15 protein-coding genes are annotated in these 15,338 nt (G+C 65.0%); 10 read left to right on the top strand and 5 right to left on the bottom strand.

Annotation, left to right across the window (positions count from 1 at the left end; all coding sequences use genetic code 11):
- Window positions 1–12 precede the first annotated feature (12 nt).
- Together B4400_RS24315 and B4400_RS07480 are read right to left on the bottom strand one after the other, a co-directional pair.
- Window positions 13–171 (bottom strand): hypothetical protein, encoded by a 159-nt coding sequence (locus tag B4400_RS24315; RefSeq protein WP_139361302.1) that lies wholly within the window; start codon window positions 169–171, stop codon window positions 13–15.
- Window positions 168–2,078 carry a hypothetical protein gene (locus B4400_RS07480; RefSeq protein ID WP_078309133.1) on the bottom strand — a complete coding sequence of 637 codons (1,911 nt, stop codon included), beginning with the start codon at window positions 2,076–2,078 and terminating at the stop codon, window positions 168–170. Before B4400_RS07480 ends, B4400_RS24315 begins: the two co-directional genes overlap by 4 nt.
- A 153-nt stretch (window positions 2,079–2,231) precedes the next feature.
- Between B4400_RS07480 and holA the strand changes: the two genes are divergently transcribed.
- Window positions 2,232–3,182, top strand: coding sequence for a DNA polymerase III subunit delta (gene holA / locus B4400_RS07475; RefSeq protein WP_078309132.1), 951 nt, complete (start codon window positions 2,232–2,234; stop codon window positions 3,180–3,182).
- 73 nt (window positions 3,183–3,255) lie between these two features.
- On the opposite strand, the gene rpsT is transcribed toward holA, so the two are convergent.
- Window positions 3,256–3,516, bottom strand: a complete 261-nt coding sequence (rpsT, locus tag B4400_RS07470) for a 30S ribosomal protein S20 (protein ID WP_078291125.1) — start codon at window positions 3,514–3,516, stop codon at window positions 3,256–3,258.
- Window positions 3,517–3,761: 245 nt separating this feature from the next.
- Between rpsT and B4400_RS07465 the strand changes: the two genes are divergently transcribed.
- The 4 genes from B4400_RS07465 (at window position 3,762) to gplR1 (ending at window position 7,994) form a co-directional block, all read left to right on the top strand.
- Window positions 3,762–5,417 (top strand): circularly permuted type 2 ATP-grasp protein, encoded by a 1,656-nt coding sequence (locus B4400_RS07465; RefSeq protein WP_078309131.1) that lies wholly within the window; start codon window positions 3,762–3,764, stop codon window positions 5,415–5,417.
- A complete protein-coding gene (locus B4400_RS07460; RefSeq protein WP_078291117.1) occupies window positions 5,417–6,394 on the top strand; it encodes an alpha-E domain-containing protein in 978 nt (325 codons plus the stop codon). Before B4400_RS07465 ends, B4400_RS07460 begins: the two co-directional genes overlap by 1 nt.
- A gap of 32 nt (window positions 6,395–6,426) precedes the next feature.
- Window positions 6,427–7,266, top strand: a complete 840-nt coding sequence (locus tag B4400_RS07455; protein ID WP_078309130.1) for a transglutaminase family protein — start codon at window positions 6,427–6,429, stop codon at window positions 7,264–7,266.
- Window positions 7,267–7,328: 62 nt separating this feature from the next.
- The gene (gplR1, locus tag B4400_RS07450) at window positions 7,329–7,994 is read left to right on the top strand and encodes a TetR/AcrR family transcriptional regulator GplR1 (protein WP_078298529.1); all 666 of its coding nucleotides are present in this window, start codon (window positions 7,329–7,331) and stop codon (window positions 7,992–7,994) included.
- A gap of 20 nt (window positions 7,995–8,014) precedes the next feature.
- Here the strand turns inward: gplR1 and B4400_RS07445 are convergent, their stop codons facing one another.
- Window positions 8,015–8,602: a type II toxin-antitoxin system PemK/MazF family toxin gene (locus B4400_RS07445; protein ID WP_078309129.1), complete on the bottom strand. Its 588-nt coding sequence runs from the start codon at window positions 8,600–8,602 to the stop codon at window positions 8,015–8,017.
- 77 nt (window positions 8,603–8,679) lie between these two features.
- On the opposite strand from B4400_RS07445, the gene lepA reads away from it, so the two are divergent.
- Window positions 8,680–10,533 carry a translation elongation factor 4 gene (gene lepA / locus B4400_RS07440; RefSeq protein ID WP_078309405.1) on the top strand — a complete coding sequence of 618 codons (1,854 nt, stop codon included), beginning with the start codon at window positions 8,680–8,682 and terminating at the stop codon, window positions 10,531–10,533.
- Between the two features lie 12 nt (window positions 10,534–10,545).
- Here the strand turns inward: lepA and B4400_RS07435 are convergent, their stop codons facing one another.
- A complete protein-coding gene (locus tag B4400_RS07435) occupies window positions 10,546–11,313 on the bottom strand; it encodes a DUF899 domain-containing protein (protein ID WP_286151122.1) in 768 nt (255 codons plus the stop codon).
- Window positions 11,314–11,368: 55 nt separating this feature from the next.
- Between B4400_RS07435 and B4400_RS07430 the strand changes: the two genes are divergently transcribed.
- Genes B4400_RS07430 through B4400_RS07415 form a run of 4 tightly spaced genes read left to right on the top strand, consistent with a single transcriptional unit; the run spans window position 11,369 to window position 15,331 of the window.
- Complete coding sequence (locus B4400_RS07430) at window positions 11,369–12,379, top strand: NAD(P)H-dependent flavin oxidoreductase (RefSeq protein ID WP_078309127.1); 1,011 nt, start codon at window positions 11,369–11,371, stop codon at window positions 12,377–12,379.
- Window positions 12,376–12,558: a hypothetical protein gene (locus B4400_RS07425; RefSeq protein ID WP_078309126.1), complete on the top strand. Its 183-nt coding sequence runs from the start codon at window positions 12,376–12,378 to the stop codon at window positions 12,556–12,558. Before B4400_RS07430 ends, B4400_RS07425 begins: the two co-directional genes overlap by 4 nt.
- 38 nt (window positions 12,559–12,596) lie before the next feature.
- Complete coding sequence (locus tag B4400_RS07420) at window positions 12,597–14,567, top strand: glycoside hydrolase family 15 protein (RefSeq protein ID WP_078309125.1); 1,971 nt, start codon at window positions 12,597–12,599, stop codon at window positions 14,565–14,567.
- A complete protein-coding gene (locus B4400_RS07415) occupies window positions 14,564–15,331 on the top strand; it encodes a hypothetical protein (protein WP_139361301.1) in 768 nt (255 codons plus the stop codon). The genes B4400_RS07420 and B4400_RS07415 overlap by 4 nt, the downstream gene beginning before the upstream one ends.
- Window positions 15,332–15,338: the final 7 nt, after the last annotated feature.

Raw genomic sequence — 15,338 nt, 5'->3', positions numbered from 1 at the left:
CCTTGATTCCTCCTAGTCCCGGTGTTCCTCTTCGCCGACGGGATCGTCCCCGTCGTCGTGACGGCGGTCTCGCAGCGCCACCCAGATGACCACGCCCGCCACCAGGATGGCGGGCGCGAATGCGGGCAATGCCAATAGCAGTGAGTGATCGGCCAGATATTGGACGGTCATGGGCCGTGCGGCACCGGCTCCTTGGGGCCCGGTTTAGGTCCCGGGGTGGGCAATGCATCACTGGCGCTGTGTGTTTCGGTGCCGTTGATGCGTCCGGCGCCCCAGCTCAACGCCGCGATGAGCGCCAGCGTGCAGAACAGCACCACCAGTGACGCCACGGTGAAGAGCCAGGATGGATGGTTCTGGTTGCGTTCGCGCTGCAGGATCGTCAGTTCCTGGGTGAACGGCCGGGTGCTGGAGGCCAGTGCGGGTGTCTCCGGTGCGCCGATGCCGGGGTCGGCGGGTAAGAAGATCGGCACGCCGGTCATTGTGGTGCCATCCTGCACCCGCAGCAGCGTCTTCCACGAGCCGGAAACCGGGATCGGTTGAGTTGAACGGTAGTGGCCCTCACCGACCTTCTGCAGCCGGTCGATCGACAGCCCGCGGTTGTTGGCCAAGCCGCCCTGCCAGGACAGGATTGTCACCCACTCGGGATCGTCACTGATGAGGTCGCGCGGATTGATCACGACATCCGCCGAATCGTCACTGATGAGGTCGCGCGGATTGATCACGACATCCGCCGACACCATGCGCTTGCCGTCCTCATTGGATAGCTCGCTCAATGCGATTGTCGCCGTGGCATGTTCAGGAACCTCGGTGCGCAGGCCATTGGCCACCGCACCACCGATGATCAGCACCGTGATGACGACCGCCGTGATGCTCAGGGCGGGTCTGGGCAGCTGCCGCCCCGTGAGCACCATGCCCAACAGTGCGCCACAGACACCCATGGCAATCGCGACGGGCACCGCCATCGCAAGGGCCTCCGGCCACATGCTCACCGGCCACGGGTACCGGTAGACCGCACCGATCCAGAGCGACTCCAGCCACAGCCCGGCGGTACCTACGCCCAGGCCCGCGATTGCGCCGAACAGTATGGGGCGCTTGATCAAGGGAGTCAGCGCGATGAGTTCGACGACCAGAGCCGGCCCAAGATAGAGGGCGAACCAACTCGTCGGTCCGCCGAGAATCGGGCCGACGAGAATCGAGACGGCACCGCGCAACGCGATGGCGAGTAGCGCGCCGATGATCGCGGCGCCGCGGCCCATCACCATGCGTGCGCTCACCGCGGCGAAGGCGCCGGCCGCTGCGATCATCATGGGCTGCTGCACCAGCCGGAACTGTTCGACGCCGAAGTCGTACTCGATCTGGAACACCGACAGACCGATGAACAACCCGCCAAAGGACATGTAGCGCAAGAACTTCACGAAATTGGTGTCATCGTCTGGGTTGAAGCCGATGGCCCGCCTGCCCTCGTATTCAAGAATCAGAACGGAGAGCAGGGACAGCCCGGCACCGCCGATCAGCATCAGGTGGGTGGGACCCCAGAGCGTGACGTCTTGGCCGAAGATGCGGTGCCAGATGTCGTCCAGCGGGAACCCGATCAACGCATAGAGGCCACACACCGCCATCAGCAGACCGCCGACCGGCGCGTACCAGGTGCGGGTGATGCGCACCGCCGCCGAACCGGGCCTGTCATAGGGCAGAACGATCGCGAGTGTGCCCGCGATGAACAGCAGGAACAACCCGAACAGAATGAAGTAATGCGCGGGATTGGCCAGCGGCCCCGCGTCGCGGCCCTTGCCGATGTGCAGGCTGACATCCCAGATGAAACCGAACAGCGCGGCCACGATCGTCGAGACGAAGAGGCAGATCTGAAGCGCCACCCAGGGCGGGCGATTGAACTTGTTACCCACCCGGTCTGCGAGGTTCTGTAGCCAGGTGATGCGTCGCTGGCGGTGCAGGTAGCCGATCCAGAGCAGGCCACCCGAGACGATCGCGGCGACCACCGACATGCCGATCACCTGGTCGAGCGCGGCGCCACCGCCCTCGTCGGCAGCAGCGATGATGTGCAGAGACTCCGTTGTCATTGGCCGGCCATCCTGTCCGCTGAGTGGGGGAGCAACAGTGCTACTGGTCGGTAATGTTTCCAGAATCTCGCGGCGCAAACAGGGGTACGTGCTAATCACTCACCCGGTCGGCGGTGGAATCTCCGTGTCCCCGCGGCATGGGACGATCGTCGGGTGACCGATGCGCTGCACCTGATCCTGGGCGATGAAGAACTACTGGTCGAGCGTGCGGTGACGTCGGTGCTCCATGCGGTCCGCGGCAAGGCGGGTGCGGACATCCCCGTCAATCGGCTACGGGCAGGGCAGGTGGACGTGGCGGAGCTGGCTGAGCTGCTGAGCCCCTCGCTGTTCTCCGACGAAAGGGTCATCGTCGTCGAGGCTGCCGCAGAAGCGGGGAAGGACTCTGTCGCCCTCATCGAGCAGGCGGCCTCCGATCTGCCGCCGGGAACCTTTCTGCTTGTGCAACATTCCGGTGGTGGCCGCGCCAAGGCGCTGGCCACCACATTGCAGAATCTCGGCGCCGCGGTGCACAACTGCGCACGGATCGCCAAGGCTGCCGAGCGGGCCGACTTCGTGCACAAAGAATTCCGCCGACTGGGGCAGAAGGTGGACGCCGAGGTGGTCGCCATCGTGATCGACGCCGTCGGCTCCGACATTCGTGAATTGGCGGCGGCGTGTTCGCAATTGGTATCGGACACCGACGGCAACGTCGACGAGGCCGCGGTGCGCCGCTATCACTCCGGACGTGCGGAGGTGTCCGGATTCGATATCGCCGACAAGGCGGTGGTGGGTGACATTGCCGGCTCGACGGAGGCGCTGCGCTGGGCGATGCAACGGGGTGTCCCGCATGTGCTGTTGGCCGATGCGCTCGCCGAGGCGGTGCACACCATCGCGCGGGTGGGGCCCATCAAACAGAACGCCTACGCGGCGGCCTCCGAGCTTGGGATGCCGCCGTGGCGCATCGAAAAGGCGCAGAAACAGGCGCGCCGGTGGTCGCGTGATGCGGTGGCCGAGGCCATCCGGGTAGTGGCCGCGCTCAACGCCGATGTGAAGGGGGCGGCGGCCGACGCCGACTACGCCCTGGAATCGGCGGTGCGCAAGGTGGCCGAATTGGTGAACACCTAACCCGCCGGAGCTACCTCGAGACGCGAAAAACGCCGAGCACGCTCGCGCGCTCGGCGTTGATCGGAAATCTAGATCAGAGCTTGTTCAGCGCCAGGGCCAGCGCCGACTTCTTGTTGGCGGCCTGGTTCTTGTGGATGACACCCTTGGTGACAGCCTTGTCCAGCTTGCGGCTGGTCGCGACGAGCAGCTCGCCCGCCTTGTCCTTGTCACCCTCGGCGATGGCATCGCGGAAACCGCGGACTGCCGTGCGCAGAGACGACTTGGTCGCCTGGTTGCGCAACCGGGCACGCTCGTTGGTCCGGATGCGCTTTTCCTGCGACTTGATATTGGCCACGCGTCTAAATCCTTCGGTAAATCGTCTGGTAGGGCGGCGGGCCTCCAGATCATTGGATCCAGGGCAGCTGAGCAGCACCGCAAGGGAAGAGACTACCAGGGGTGCGGCCGAAACCTGAAACCGGCGGGTGGGCCAACAACGTGAGATTGCGTCCAGGTAGCCAGCAAGTATCGGCGATCCGCGCGCACGCACTGCCGAATCCGGAGAGTTGGTGCAGCATAGGCAAGGTGAGCCTGCGAACAGTGATGCCAAACTCGGGCCGACCCACACGCACGGCGGCAACGCCACGGCTAACCCGGCGTGATGACCAGATCTTTGGCGGATACCGCGCACTGGTGTCCGAGAAGGGCGCCTACTCCAAAGCCTTCGATGAAATGTTCGACGCGGATGGCAACGTGCGCGGACCCTACAAGGGGATCTACGCCGAGCTCGCGCCCACCGACGCCGCCGACCTGGCCGCGCGTGCCGACGCGCTGGGCAGGGCATTCGTCGATCAGGGAATCACCTTCTCGCTGTCGGGTCAGGAGCGGCCGTTCCCGCTGGATCTGGTGCCGCGCGTCATCGCCGCGGCCGAGTGGTCACGGCTGGAGCGGGGCATCGCCCAGCGGGTCAAGGCGTTGGAGATGTACCTCGCCGACATCTATGGCGATCAGGAGATCCTGCGCGACGGGGTGATCCCGCGTGCCTTGATCACCTCCTGCGAGCACTTCCACCGCGAGGCAGCCGGGATCAACCCACCCAACGGGGTGCGCATCCATGTCGCGGGTATCGACCTGGTGCGCGATGCGCAGGGCACCTTCCGGGTGCTCGAGGACAACCTGCGCTCTCCGTCCGGGGTGTCGTACGTGATGGAGAACCGCCGCACCATGGCGCGGGTCTTTCCGGACTTGTTCACCTCGCACCGAGTGCGCGCGGTGGACGACTACGCCTCGCATCTGTTGCGTGCCCTGCGCAAATCGGCGGCCACCAACGAGGCCGATCCGACCGTGGTGGTTCTCACACCCGGTGTCGCGAACTCCGCATACTTCGAGCACTCACTGCTGGCGCGCCAGATGGGTGTCGAACTCGTCGAGGGCCGCGACCTGTTCTGCCGCGACAACCAGGTCTATATGCGCACCACCGAGGGGGAGCGTCAGGTCGACGTCATCTACCGCCGCATCGATGACACCTACCTGGACCCCATGCAGTTCCGTCCCGATTCGGTACTCGGGGTCGCTGGGCTACTGAACGCCGCGCGCGCCGGGAACGTCGTCATCTCCAGCGCCGTCGGCAATGGAGTGGGCGACGACAAGCTCGTCTACACCTATGTGCCGACGATCATCGAGTACTACCTCGGTGAGAAACCCATCGTCGCGAACGTGGACACCTACCGATGTTGGCTCGACGACGAGCGCGAGGAAGTCCTCGACCGCATCGATGCGCTCGTCATCAAGCCGGTGGAGGGGTCCGGTGGGTACGGCATCGTGTTCGGGCCCGACGCCTCGGAGAAGGAACGCGCCGCCATCGCCAAGAAGATCAGGGCGGACCCGCGCGGGTGGGTGGCGCAGCCCGTGGTCCAGTTGTCGACGGTGCCCACGAAAGTCGGCGATCAGCTGGTGCCCCGGCATGTGGATCTGCGCCCGTTCGCGGTCAACGACGGTGATGACGTGTGGGTGCTGCCGGGTGGTCTTACCCGGGTGGCGCTGCCGGAGGGCTCGCTGGTGGTGAACTCGAGCCAGGGTGGCGGATCCAAGGACACCTGGGTGTTGGCCTCGCGGGCCTCTGTCGCCGATCGTGAGTTGTCGGGGGCTGAGGTGGTCCCCGAACTGCCGCAGGCGGCGGAGGTTGAGCAGGGACCTGAGGCGGCTACCGCGGGTCTGCAAGTGCAACAACAGCAACAACAACAGCAGGTGATGTCCTAATGCTGGCGCGAAACGCGGAGTCGCTCTACTGGATCGGCCGGTACGTCGAGCGTGCCGATGACACCGCCCGCATCCTGGATGTCACGGTGCACCAGCTGCTCGAGGACGCCAGCGTGGACCCCGACCACGCCTCCCGGGTGCTGTTGCGCGTGCTGGGTATCGACGCGCCGGACATCGTGCTCGACGTGTGGTCACTGACCGAACTTGTGGCGTTCAGCCGCGGAGTGCAGGGCGGCTCGATCGTCGACTCCATTTCCGAAGCGCGTGAGAATGCCCGCGGCGCACGCGAAGTGACGTCCACCGAGATGTGGGAGTGCCTCAACACCACCTACAACGCGCTGGCCGATCGTGAGCGCGCCGCCCGCAGACTCGGACCCCACGAGTTCTTCACCTATGTGGAGGGGCGCGCCGCGCAATTCGCGGGGCTCGCCGACTCCACGCTCAGCCGTGACGACGGGTACCGATTCCTGGTGCTGGGCCGGTCCATCGAGCGGGTGGATATGACGGTGCGGCTGCTGCTTTCGCGCGTTGGTGACCGTGCGTCCTCGCCCGCCTGGGTGACCTTGTTGCGCAGCGCTGGCGCCCACGACACGTACCTGCGTACGTACCGTGGGGTGCTGGATGCCAGCCGGGTCGTCGAGTTCATGCTGCTGGACCGGCTGTTCCCGCGTTCGGTGTTCCACTCCCTGCGCCAAGCCGAGCTGAGCCTGGAGGAACTGGATCACCAGCCGCATAGCCGTGTTGGTGCGCGTGCCGAGGCGCAGCGCCTACTGGGCCGGGCCCGCAGTGAGTTGGAGTTCATGCGTCCCGGCGTGCTGCTGGAGGACCTGCCGACACGTCTGGCCGGCCTACAACAGACCTGCCGGGAGTTGGGTGAGGCGGTGGCGCTGCAGTATTTCCACGCCGCACCGTGGGTGGCGTGGAGCGATGCCGGTGGTCGCCACGATGTGGATCCCATCGAGGAAGGCGAGATCTAACGATGAGCCGCTTGCGCGAAGAGGAGAAGTAGATGTGGCGTCTGCGAGTCGTCCACGCGACCGGTTACGCCTACAAGACGCCGGTGACGGCCTCCTACAACGAGGCGCGGTTGACGCCGCGTAGTGACGGTCGTCAGAACGTCATCCTCAACCGTGTGGAGACGGTCCCGGCCACCCGCTCGTACCGGTATGTCGACTACTGGGGTACCGCCGTCACGACATTCGACCTGCACGCACCGCATACCGAGCTGGAGGTGACGGGTCTGTCGGTGGTCGAGACCGACGTCGCGGAAAGGCCAGAGGAATCCATGGGCTGGGATGACATCCACGCCACGGCCGTCCTCGACCGATTCGACGAGTATCTGTCGCCCAGTGCCTACGTCCCGCACAGCAAAAAGGTGCAGGCGGTGGGGAAGAGGATCGCCAAAGATGCCACACCCGCCGAGGCCATTGTGGCGGCATCGCAATGGGTGCACTCGGAGCTTGACTACGTGCCCGGAACCACCGGCGTGCACTCGTCGGCGCTGGACGCATTGCGCGAAAGAAAGGGCGTGTGCCAGGACTACGCGCACCTGACCTTGGTTCTGCTGCGCAGTATGGGGATTCCGGCGCGCTATGTGTCCGGCTATCTGCACCCCAAGGGTGACGCGGCCGTGGGCGAGACGGTGGATGGACAGAGCCACGCCTGGATTCAAGCCTGGGCCGGCAGCTGGTGGGATTACGACCCCACCAACGACAGCGAGATCAACGAGCAATACATCACCATCGGCATCGGCCGGGACTACTCGGACGTCAGCCCGCTCAAGGGCATCTACTCGGGGGGCGGCTCGACCGATCTGGATGTCGTGGTCGAAGTCACACGACTCGCCTAAACATCGCAGAAAAGCCGGTTATTGCACAGGTGTCTGGCAAGAAGAGTAATAATGCGTAGACCATGGTGACCAAACAAGCTACCGGGCTATACGGCGGACGAACGGCAGATGAGCGCCGCGCGGAGCGGCGGCGACGCCTCCTTGAGGCGGGGCTCGAGGTGATGGCCAGCTCAGGCTGGGCAGCGACAACGGTTCGGGAGATCTGCAAGACCGCCGGGCTGAACACGCGTTACTTCTACGAGTGCTTCGACGGCCTCGACGAGCTGCTCGTCGCGGTCTTCGACTGGATCATCGAAGACAGCATCGCCACGGCGGGTTCGGCGATGGCCGCTGCCGACAAGGACTCCCGCTCGCAGGTGCATGCCGGCGTCGTGGGCGCGGTGACCGCGCTGACCGCCGACCCCCGGCGCGCCCGCGTGATCGCCACCGAGGCAATGGGAAGCCAGCGACTCACTCGTCGTCGTATGCGGTTGACCCACTACATGGCGTTGATGCTCGGTGCCGCTCGCGCCGAGTTCGATCCGGATGCCGATCCGAACTACACCGCGGTGCAGGCCGAAGCTCTGGCCGCGGGTGTTGCCGGCACCGTCTTGGCATGGCTCGACGGACGGCTGCGTCTGGAGCGTGAGGAACTGGCCGAGTACACCGCTCAGTTCATCGATCAGGCCATGTTCACGCCGTCACCGGTGCGCAACTCCGTAGAACTGCGTAACTCCGTAGAACACTGAGGCCGCGCGGATCGATTGGATCAGCTCCAGGAGAACCGCGTGCGCAGATGCGTTGCGACGATGTTGAATCGCTCCACGTCCAGAATGGCGCCCTCGCGCCGAATTCCCTCTTCGGGAACATCAAGCACTCGATCGAGGCGCACCCAGCTGGGGCGTCCGTCGTAATCCCAGCTACCACTGCCGAGCCCCACCCAATCCAGATCGCTCTCGTGGCGCTCCTGGCTCGACAGCATCAGGCCCAGCAGGACAGTCCCGTCTCGTCCCACGACGAGCACCGGACGGTCCTTCCCCTGTGAGGGGTCATCCTCGTAGACCACCCACGTCCACACGATCTCGCCGGGATCGGCGCGACCGTCCAGGTCGGGTGCGTATTCGATGCGCCGGGCACGATGGGCTGTGGGCACACTGCGGTTGGTCACCGGACGGCCTGGAATGGCTGTCTGCTGCTCGGTTTCTACGACACCGATCGCCTCGAGTCCGCGCTGCAATCCACGCTGGACAAGTTCGGACCCCTGTAGTTGCCGCAGCACCTTCGGGCCTTCGCGGAACACGATGGTTTCCGCGATCTTCCCGAGCCTCCGCCCGAGCGTCTGCCACTGTGACGCCATGCAGCGAGCATACTGACCGGTAGCCCTCGGCGACGTGTGTGTCAGGAGCACGTCTGTCGGCATGGGAGCATGGTGCGGTGCCAAGTTTTGCCGACACGACGTTCACGGACCCGGCGCGTATCCGTAACTTCTGCATCATCGCCCACATCGACCACGGGAAGTCGACGCTGGCCGACCGGATGCTGCAGCTGACCGGTGTGGTCGACGCGCGGTCCATGCGCGCCCAATACCTGGACCGGATGGATATCGAACGCGAACGCGGCATCACCATCAAGGCCCAGAACGTGCGGCTGCCCTGGAAAATCAGCACCGACGCCGATTCTGCCGAGTACGTGCTGCATCTCATCGACACCCCCGGGCACGTTGACTTCACCTACGAGGTGTCGCGCGCCCTAGAGGCCTGTGAGGGCGCTGTCCTGCTGGTCGATGCCGCACAGGGCATCGAGGCGCAGACACTGGCCAACCTGTACCTGGCGCTCGACAAAGACCTGACGATCATCCCGGTTCTCAACAAGATCGATCTGCCCGCCGCCGACCCCGACCGCTACGCGCAAGAAATCGCGCACATCATCGGCTGCGAGCCCTCCGATGTGCTGCGGGTATCCGGCAAGACCGGTGAGGGCGTCGAGGCGCTGCTCAATGAGGTGGTGCGGCTGATTCCTGCGCCGCAAGGTGATCCGGACGCGCCGGCGCGCGCGATGATCTTCGACTCCGTGTACGACATCTACCGCGGTGTCGTCACCTACGTCCGCGTCGTCGACGGCAAGATCACGCCGCGCGAGAAGATCGCGATGATGTCGACGGGCGCCACCCATGAACTGCTGGAGGTGGGCATCGTCTCGCCGGATCCCAAACCCTCTGTGGGCCTTGGGGTCGGTGAGGTGGGCTACCTGATCACCGGCGTGAAGGACGTGCGGCAGTCGAAGGTCGGTGACACCGTCACCTCCGCACGTAAGGGTGCGACCGAACCGCTGACCGGTTATCGCGAACCCCGGCCGATGGTGTACTCCGGGCTCTACCCGGTGGACGGATCCGACTACCCGAATCTCCGTGAGGCGCTGGACAAGCTGCAGCTCAACGACGCCGCACTGACCTACGAGCCGGAGACGTCGGTGGCGCTGGGCTTCGGATTCCGTTGTGGCTTCCTGGGATTGCTGCACATGGAGATCACCCGTGAGCGGCTGGAGCGCGAATTCAACCTCGATCTCATCTCGACTGCTCCGAACGTGGTGTACCGGGTGGTCAAGGAGGACGGCACCGAAATGATGGTGACCAACCCGTCCATCTGGCCCGAGGGCAAGATCCGGTCGGTGTTCGAGCCCGTGGTGAAAACCACCGTCATCGCGCCGAGTGAGTTCATCGGTTCGATCATGGAGCTGTGCCAGTCGCGGCGCGGAGAACTCGGCGGCATGGACTACCTCTCGCCGGAGCGTGTCGAGCTGCGTTACACGATGCCGTTGGGCGAGATCATTTTTGACTTCTTCGACTCGCTGAAATCACGCACCCGCGGCTACGCCAGCCTGGACTACGAAGAGGCGGGCGAGCAGGAGGCCGACCTGGTGAAGGTTGACATCCTGCTCCAGGGTGAGGCGGTCGATGCGTTCAGTGCCATCGTGCACAAGGACGGCGCCTCGGCGTATGGCAACAAGATGACCGTCAAGCTCAAGGAGCTTATTCCGCGCCAGCAGTTCGAGGTGCCGGTGCAGGCTGCCGTCGGGTCCAGGATCATTGCGCGCGAGAACATTCGGGCTATCCGTAAGGATGTGCTCTCCAAGTGCTACGGCGGTGACATCACCCGTAAGCGCAAGCTGCTGGAGAAGCAGAAGGAGGGCAAGAAGCGCATGAAGACCATCGGACGGGTCGAGGTGCCACAGGAAGCCTTCGTGGCGGCGTTGTCCACCGAGTCCGCGGCGGACAAGCCCAAGAAGTAGCGCGGTTCAGGCTCAGTGTTCTGGGCATTCCTGACTCGGCATCCCGACGATCGCCCCGCCCTGCGGCCAGCCGGCGGGTGAGTCCTCCCAGGGTTCTTGACGTCCGTACGGCGTCAGGTCCAGGAACGGATAGCCGACCGCGGAATGGTCCAGCCCGCGCGCGAAGGCCGAATAGGTATGAAAGACCTCATCGTCGCGACGCAGAAAGACACTGGCGCCTGGCCAGTCCCCGCGCAGGTCCTCGTCGCTGAATCCGTCGGCGCGCAACTCATCGAGCGACTTGTAGTTGTACTCGACCGGAATGCGTGACGGGTCGAGCGTCACATGGAAGTCGTAGCTGAAATCGCCGTCATTGGTGGAATACCACGGGAATGTCCACCCGTGTTCGTCGCGGTAGCGCGCGATGCTTGCGTACGGCGCGCGGGATACGCAGGCGAAGGTGACGCCCTTGTCGGTCAACAAGGTGCGGTCTCGTTCGGTGAACGTCATGTCGGCCGCCCCCGTGCAACTGGGGCAGCCGCGGTCGATGTCGTCCAGCCACATGAAGTGGTGGATGTAGAGCGTGTGCCGTCCCTCGAACATGTCCAGGAGCCGCACCTGTCCGTCGGGGCCCTCGAATACGTAGTCCTTCTCGACCTTCACCATGGGCAGCCGTCGACGTTCGGCGTTGACGGTGTCGCGGAGATGCGTGGCCGCGCGCTCGCGGGCCAACAGATGCTTGCGGGCCGTCAGCCATTCCTCGCGGGTGACGGCGGCGGGGTAGGCGGGTGAGCTTGTCATATCCATACCGACCCGCCCCGGCCGGAAAACTCATCGCGTCGATACGCTGAGGGACATGAGTACCGTGCTTGCCGGGCTTCGTCTTCCTATCGTCGGTGCCCCGATGGCCGGCGGTATCACCGTCCCGGCGTTGGCGCGCGGTGTGAGTGCGGCAGGCGGTTTCGGCCTGCTGCCCGCGGGGTACCGCACCATCGCGCAGTTGGATCAGGACCGCGAGGCGATGGGTGATCTGCCCTTCGGCTTCAACGTTTTCGTACCCACACCCGATCAGGGTGCCGACCTGCGGGAGTATCTCGACAAGCTGAAGGTGTGGGCCGACAAGTTCGAGGTCGCTCCCGGTGACCCGGTCTGGCATGACGACGCGTATGCCGACAAGATCGAGTATCTGGTCACCAACCCTGTCCCGGTGGTGTCGTTCACCTTTGGGGTGCCGTCCGCGCAGGATGCGCACAGGTTGCGCGCCGCCGGATCCGAGGTATGGATCACGGTCACCAGTGCCGCCGAGGCCACGATCGCCGAGGGGATCGGCGCCGACGCGCTCGTGGTGCAGGGCCCGGAGGCCGGCGGTCATCGCAGCAGTTTCGACGCCGGAGCTCCCGAGGAGCCGCTGGTGGACCTGATCGCGAACGTGCGGGCGGTCACCGCGTTACCGCTGGTTGCCGCGGGCGGAATCATGGACGGCGCCGACATCGCCCGGGTGCTTGCCGCCGGAGCCTCGGCGGCGCAGCTGGGTACCGCGCTGGTGGTGACCGACGAGTCGGGAGCCAGGCAGGTCTACAAGGACGCTCTGCTGCAACCGGCCGAGACGGTGGTGACACGGGTGTTCTCGGGCCGACCGGCGCGGAGCATCTCCAACGCCTTCCAGCGAGACATGGAAGCGGTTGCCCCGGTGAGCTTCCCGGCGCTGAACTCGGCGACCAAGGAGCTTCGGGCGAGCGGGGACCCGGACGTGATGTCGTTGTGGGCGGGTACCGAACATCACCGTGCGCGGGCGCTGCCGGTGGCGGAATTGATGTCCGTATTGGCTGCCGAGCTGGGCTCGGCTGCCGGTGAGGTGACGACATGAAGCCGACTGCTCTCATGTGGACCATGGTCATCGCCGCATGCGTGTTGATCGGCCTCGACCTGGTCATCTACCTGGCGGGGCCGCGCAGTGGAGGCTCCACCGGTGTCCTGGTGGCGCTGTTGGTCTTCAATCTGCTGCTGTTCGGCGGTCTCGGTATCTATCTGCGCCGCCGCCGTTAAATAGCCGGTGCGTCCCGGGTCGCGCATACGATGGTCCGATGGTGTCGTCTCTTGATCCCGAGTTGTCGCTAGAAGGACTGATCTCGAGTCAGTCTCCTCCTCAGCGCCGTGGCCCCTTCCCGCCGATCGCCGACTACGCGTTCCTCTCGGACTGGGAGAACACCTGCTTGATCGCTTCCAACGGGTCAGTGGAGTGGATGTGCGTTCCGCGTCCGGACTCACCGAGCATCTTTGGCGCCATCCTCGACCGCGGCGCCGGCCACTTCCGGATTGGACCGTACGGACACAACGTTCCGGCCGCGCGCCGTTACCTGCCGGGCAGCCTCATGGTGGAAACCACCTGGCAGACCAAGACAGGATGGCTCACCGTCCGCGACGCACTGGTGCTGGGGCCATGGCATGACGTCGATTCGCGGTCGAAGACACACAAGCGCACGCCGACCGACTGGGATGCCGAACACATCCTGCTGCGCACCGTGCGCTGTGTCAGCGGCACCGTCGAAGTAATCATGAACTGCGAGCCCGCCTTCGACTATCACCGCGAGGGGCTCACCTGGGAGTACTCCGGCGACGGATATGGTGAGGCGATAGCCCGGGCGGCCAAGAACCCCGAGACCAACCCGACTCTCAAGCTCACCACGAATCTTCGGCTGGGATTGGAGGGCCGCGAGGCACGGGCCCGTACCCGACTCACCGAGGGTGACAGTGTTTTCGTCGCGCTCAGCTGGTCCAAACACCCTGTCCCGCAGACCTATGCGGAAGCCGCCGACAAGATGTGGAAGACCGCCGAAGCCTGGCGGCAATGGATCAACATCGGCGAATTCCCCGATCATCCATGGCGGTCGTACCTGCAGAGCAGCGCGCTGGTCCTCAAGGGCCTGGCGTACTCGCCGACCGGAGCGCTGTTGGCGGCGTCGACCACGTCTCTACCGGAAACCCCTGGGGGAGTGCGTAACTGGGACTACCGCTATTCCTGGGTGCGGGACTCGACCTTTGCGCTGTGGGGCTTGTACACGCTCGGGCTGGATCGCGAGGCCGACGACTTCTTCGCCTTCATCGCCGATGCGTCCGGTGCGAACAACGGGGAGAGACATCCGCTGCAGGTGATGTACGGCGTGGGCGGAGAACGCACGCTGACGGAGGGGGAATTGCCGCATCTGTCCGGGTACGACGGGGCCCGGCCGGTGCGGATAGGCAATGGCGCGTTCGATCAGGTGCAGCACGACATCTGGGGCACCATGCTCGATTCGGTGTACGTGCACGCGAAATCGCGCGAACAGATTCCGGCGACGCTGTGGCCGATTCTGAAGAATCAGGCAGAGGAGGCCGCGCGGCACTGGCGCGAACCCGACCGTGGCATCTGGGAGGTCCGGGGCGAGCCGCAGCACTTCACCTCGTCCAAGATCATGTGCTGGGTCGCGATGGATCGCGGCGCCAAACTCGCTGAGCTGCATGGTGAGAAGAGCTATGCCCAGCAGTGGCGTGAGATCGCCGACGAGATCAAAGACGATATCCTCGAAAACGGCGTCGATGAACGCGGGGTGCTGGTACAGCGTTATGGCTCAACGGCTTTGGATGCCTCACTGCTGCTGGCGGTACTCAACCGATTCCTGCCGCCCGACGACCCGCGGATCCGTGCGACAGTGTTGGCGATCGCCGACGAACTGACCAACGACGGTCTGGTGCTGCGCTATCGGGTGGAAGAGACCGACGACGGGCTCTCGGGTGAAGAAGGTACCTTCACCATCTGCTCGTTCTGGTTGGTCTCGGCATTGGTCGAGATCGGCGAGGTGCGCCGGGCACGGCACCTGTGCGAGCGGCTGCTCTCCTTCGCCAGCCCGCTGCAGCTCTACGCCGAGGAGATCGACCCGCGCACCGGTCGGCATCTGGGCAACTTCCCGCAGGCATTCACCCATCTGGCGTTGATCAACGCTGTCGTGCACGTCATCCGGGCCGAGGAGGAGGCGGACGTGAGCGGTACCTTCCAGCCGGCGAACGCACCCACGTGAGGGCCCGGGGCGGCACCGCCGCGGTCGTGGTGATGATGTGTGTGATCGCAGCTGGTTGCGGCCGCACCACCGACCACGCCGAGCAGACGTCCACCACGACGGAGTCCTCCTCGGGAACAACGTCGTCGGGCTCTGCGGTGAACACCGCCCCGGCCTTTGGGTACACACCCCTCTCGGAAACGGTCAAGGGTGCCGAAGGTCTGGTCACCTACGACGTGCAGGTGCCGCAGCTGTCCGGTGGAGTACCCGCGGTTCGTGATCGATTCAACGAAGGCACGCGCGCCGCGCTGCGGGAATTGATCGAGGCGTTGCCCGGTCCCGGCAACAGCCAGCAGGTGTCGATCGGTAATGGTGATGTCGGGCCTGGCCTGGAGGCCACCGGTGTCGCCATGATCGGGCCGCACGTAGTCGCCGGCATCCAGGTGTATCTCTGGTACGCCGGCGGTGCACACCCCAACCAATCAGTGTCGACCACCGTGATCAATGGCGATACCGCCCAGCCCATCACCTATGACGACCTGTTCCCCAACCAGTACGCGGCCCTCGAACGGCTGAGGCAGGTATTACCCGATCTCGATCCGACCGGACGGGTGCGCCAGGGGAACGTCAACGGGCGACTTGAGCAGTGGGTACCGGCACCGACGGGGTTGCGGTTCTACGTGCCCGTGTCGCATGCCGCCGGTGATTTTGTTCCGATTACCGTGCCGTGGGAGAGGATCCGCGATCAGGTGGCGCCTGAGATTCTGCCGATACTGAGTCAATAGTTGGGGG

The sequence above is a fragment of the Mycobacterium sp. D16Q13 genome (genome assembly GCF_002013375.1).
Classification (GTDB): domain Bacteria; phylum Actinomycetota; class Actinomycetes; order Mycobacteriales; family Mycobacteriaceae; genus Mycobacterium.
Note: the sequence above shows the minus strand (reverse complement) of the source record. Positions and strands in the feature narration are given on the sequence as shown.

What these genes read in the sequence shown, in the direction of transcription:
- B4400_RS07465 (WP_078309131.1), top strand. Translation starts at nt 3,762, where the DNA reads ATGCCAAACTCGGGCCGACCCACACGCACGGCGGCAACGCCACGGCTA.
- B4400_RS07435 (WP_286151122.1), bottom strand. Translation starts at nt 11,313, where the DNA reads ATGACAAGCTCACCCGCCTACCCCGCCGCCGTCACCCGCGAGGAATGG.
- B4400_RS07480 (WP_078309133.1), bottom strand. Translation starts at nt 2,078, where the DNA reads ATGACAACGGAGTCTCTGCACATCATCGCTGCTGCCGACGAGGGCGGT.
- B4400_RS07445 (WP_078309129.1), bottom strand. Translation starts at nt 8,602, where the DNA reads ATGGCGTCACAGTGGCAGACGCTCGGGCGGAGGCTCGGGAAGATCGCG.
- B4400_RS24315 (WP_139361302.1), bottom strand. Translation starts at nt 171, where the DNA reads ATGACCGTCCAATATCTGGCCGATCACTCACTGCTATTGGCATTGCCC.
- B4400_RS07420 (WP_078309125.1), top strand. Translation starts at nt 12,597, where the DNA reads ATGGTGTCGTCTCTTGATCCCGAGTTGTCGCTAGAAGGACTGATCTCG.
- B4400_RS07425 (WP_078309126.1), top strand. Translation starts at nt 12,376, where the DNA reads ATGAAGCCGACTGCTCTCATGTGGACCATGGTCATCGCCGCATGCGTG.
- gplR1 (WP_078298529.1), top strand. Translation starts at nt 7,329, where the DNA reads ATGGTGACCAAACAAGCTACCGGGCTATACGGCGGACGAACGGCAGAT.
- B4400_RS07430 (WP_078309127.1), top strand. Translation starts at nt 11,369, where the DNA reads ATGAGTACCGTGCTTGCCGGGCTTCGTCTTCCTATCGTCGGTGCCCCG.
- B4400_RS07455 (WP_078309130.1), top strand. Translation starts at nt 6,427, where the DNA reads ATGTGGCGTCTGCGAGTCGTCCACGCGACCGGTTACGCCTACAAGACG.
- B4400_RS07460 (WP_078291117.1), top strand. Translation starts at nt 5,417, where the DNA reads ATGCTGGCGCGAAACGCGGAGTCGCTCTACTGGATCGGCCGGTACGTC.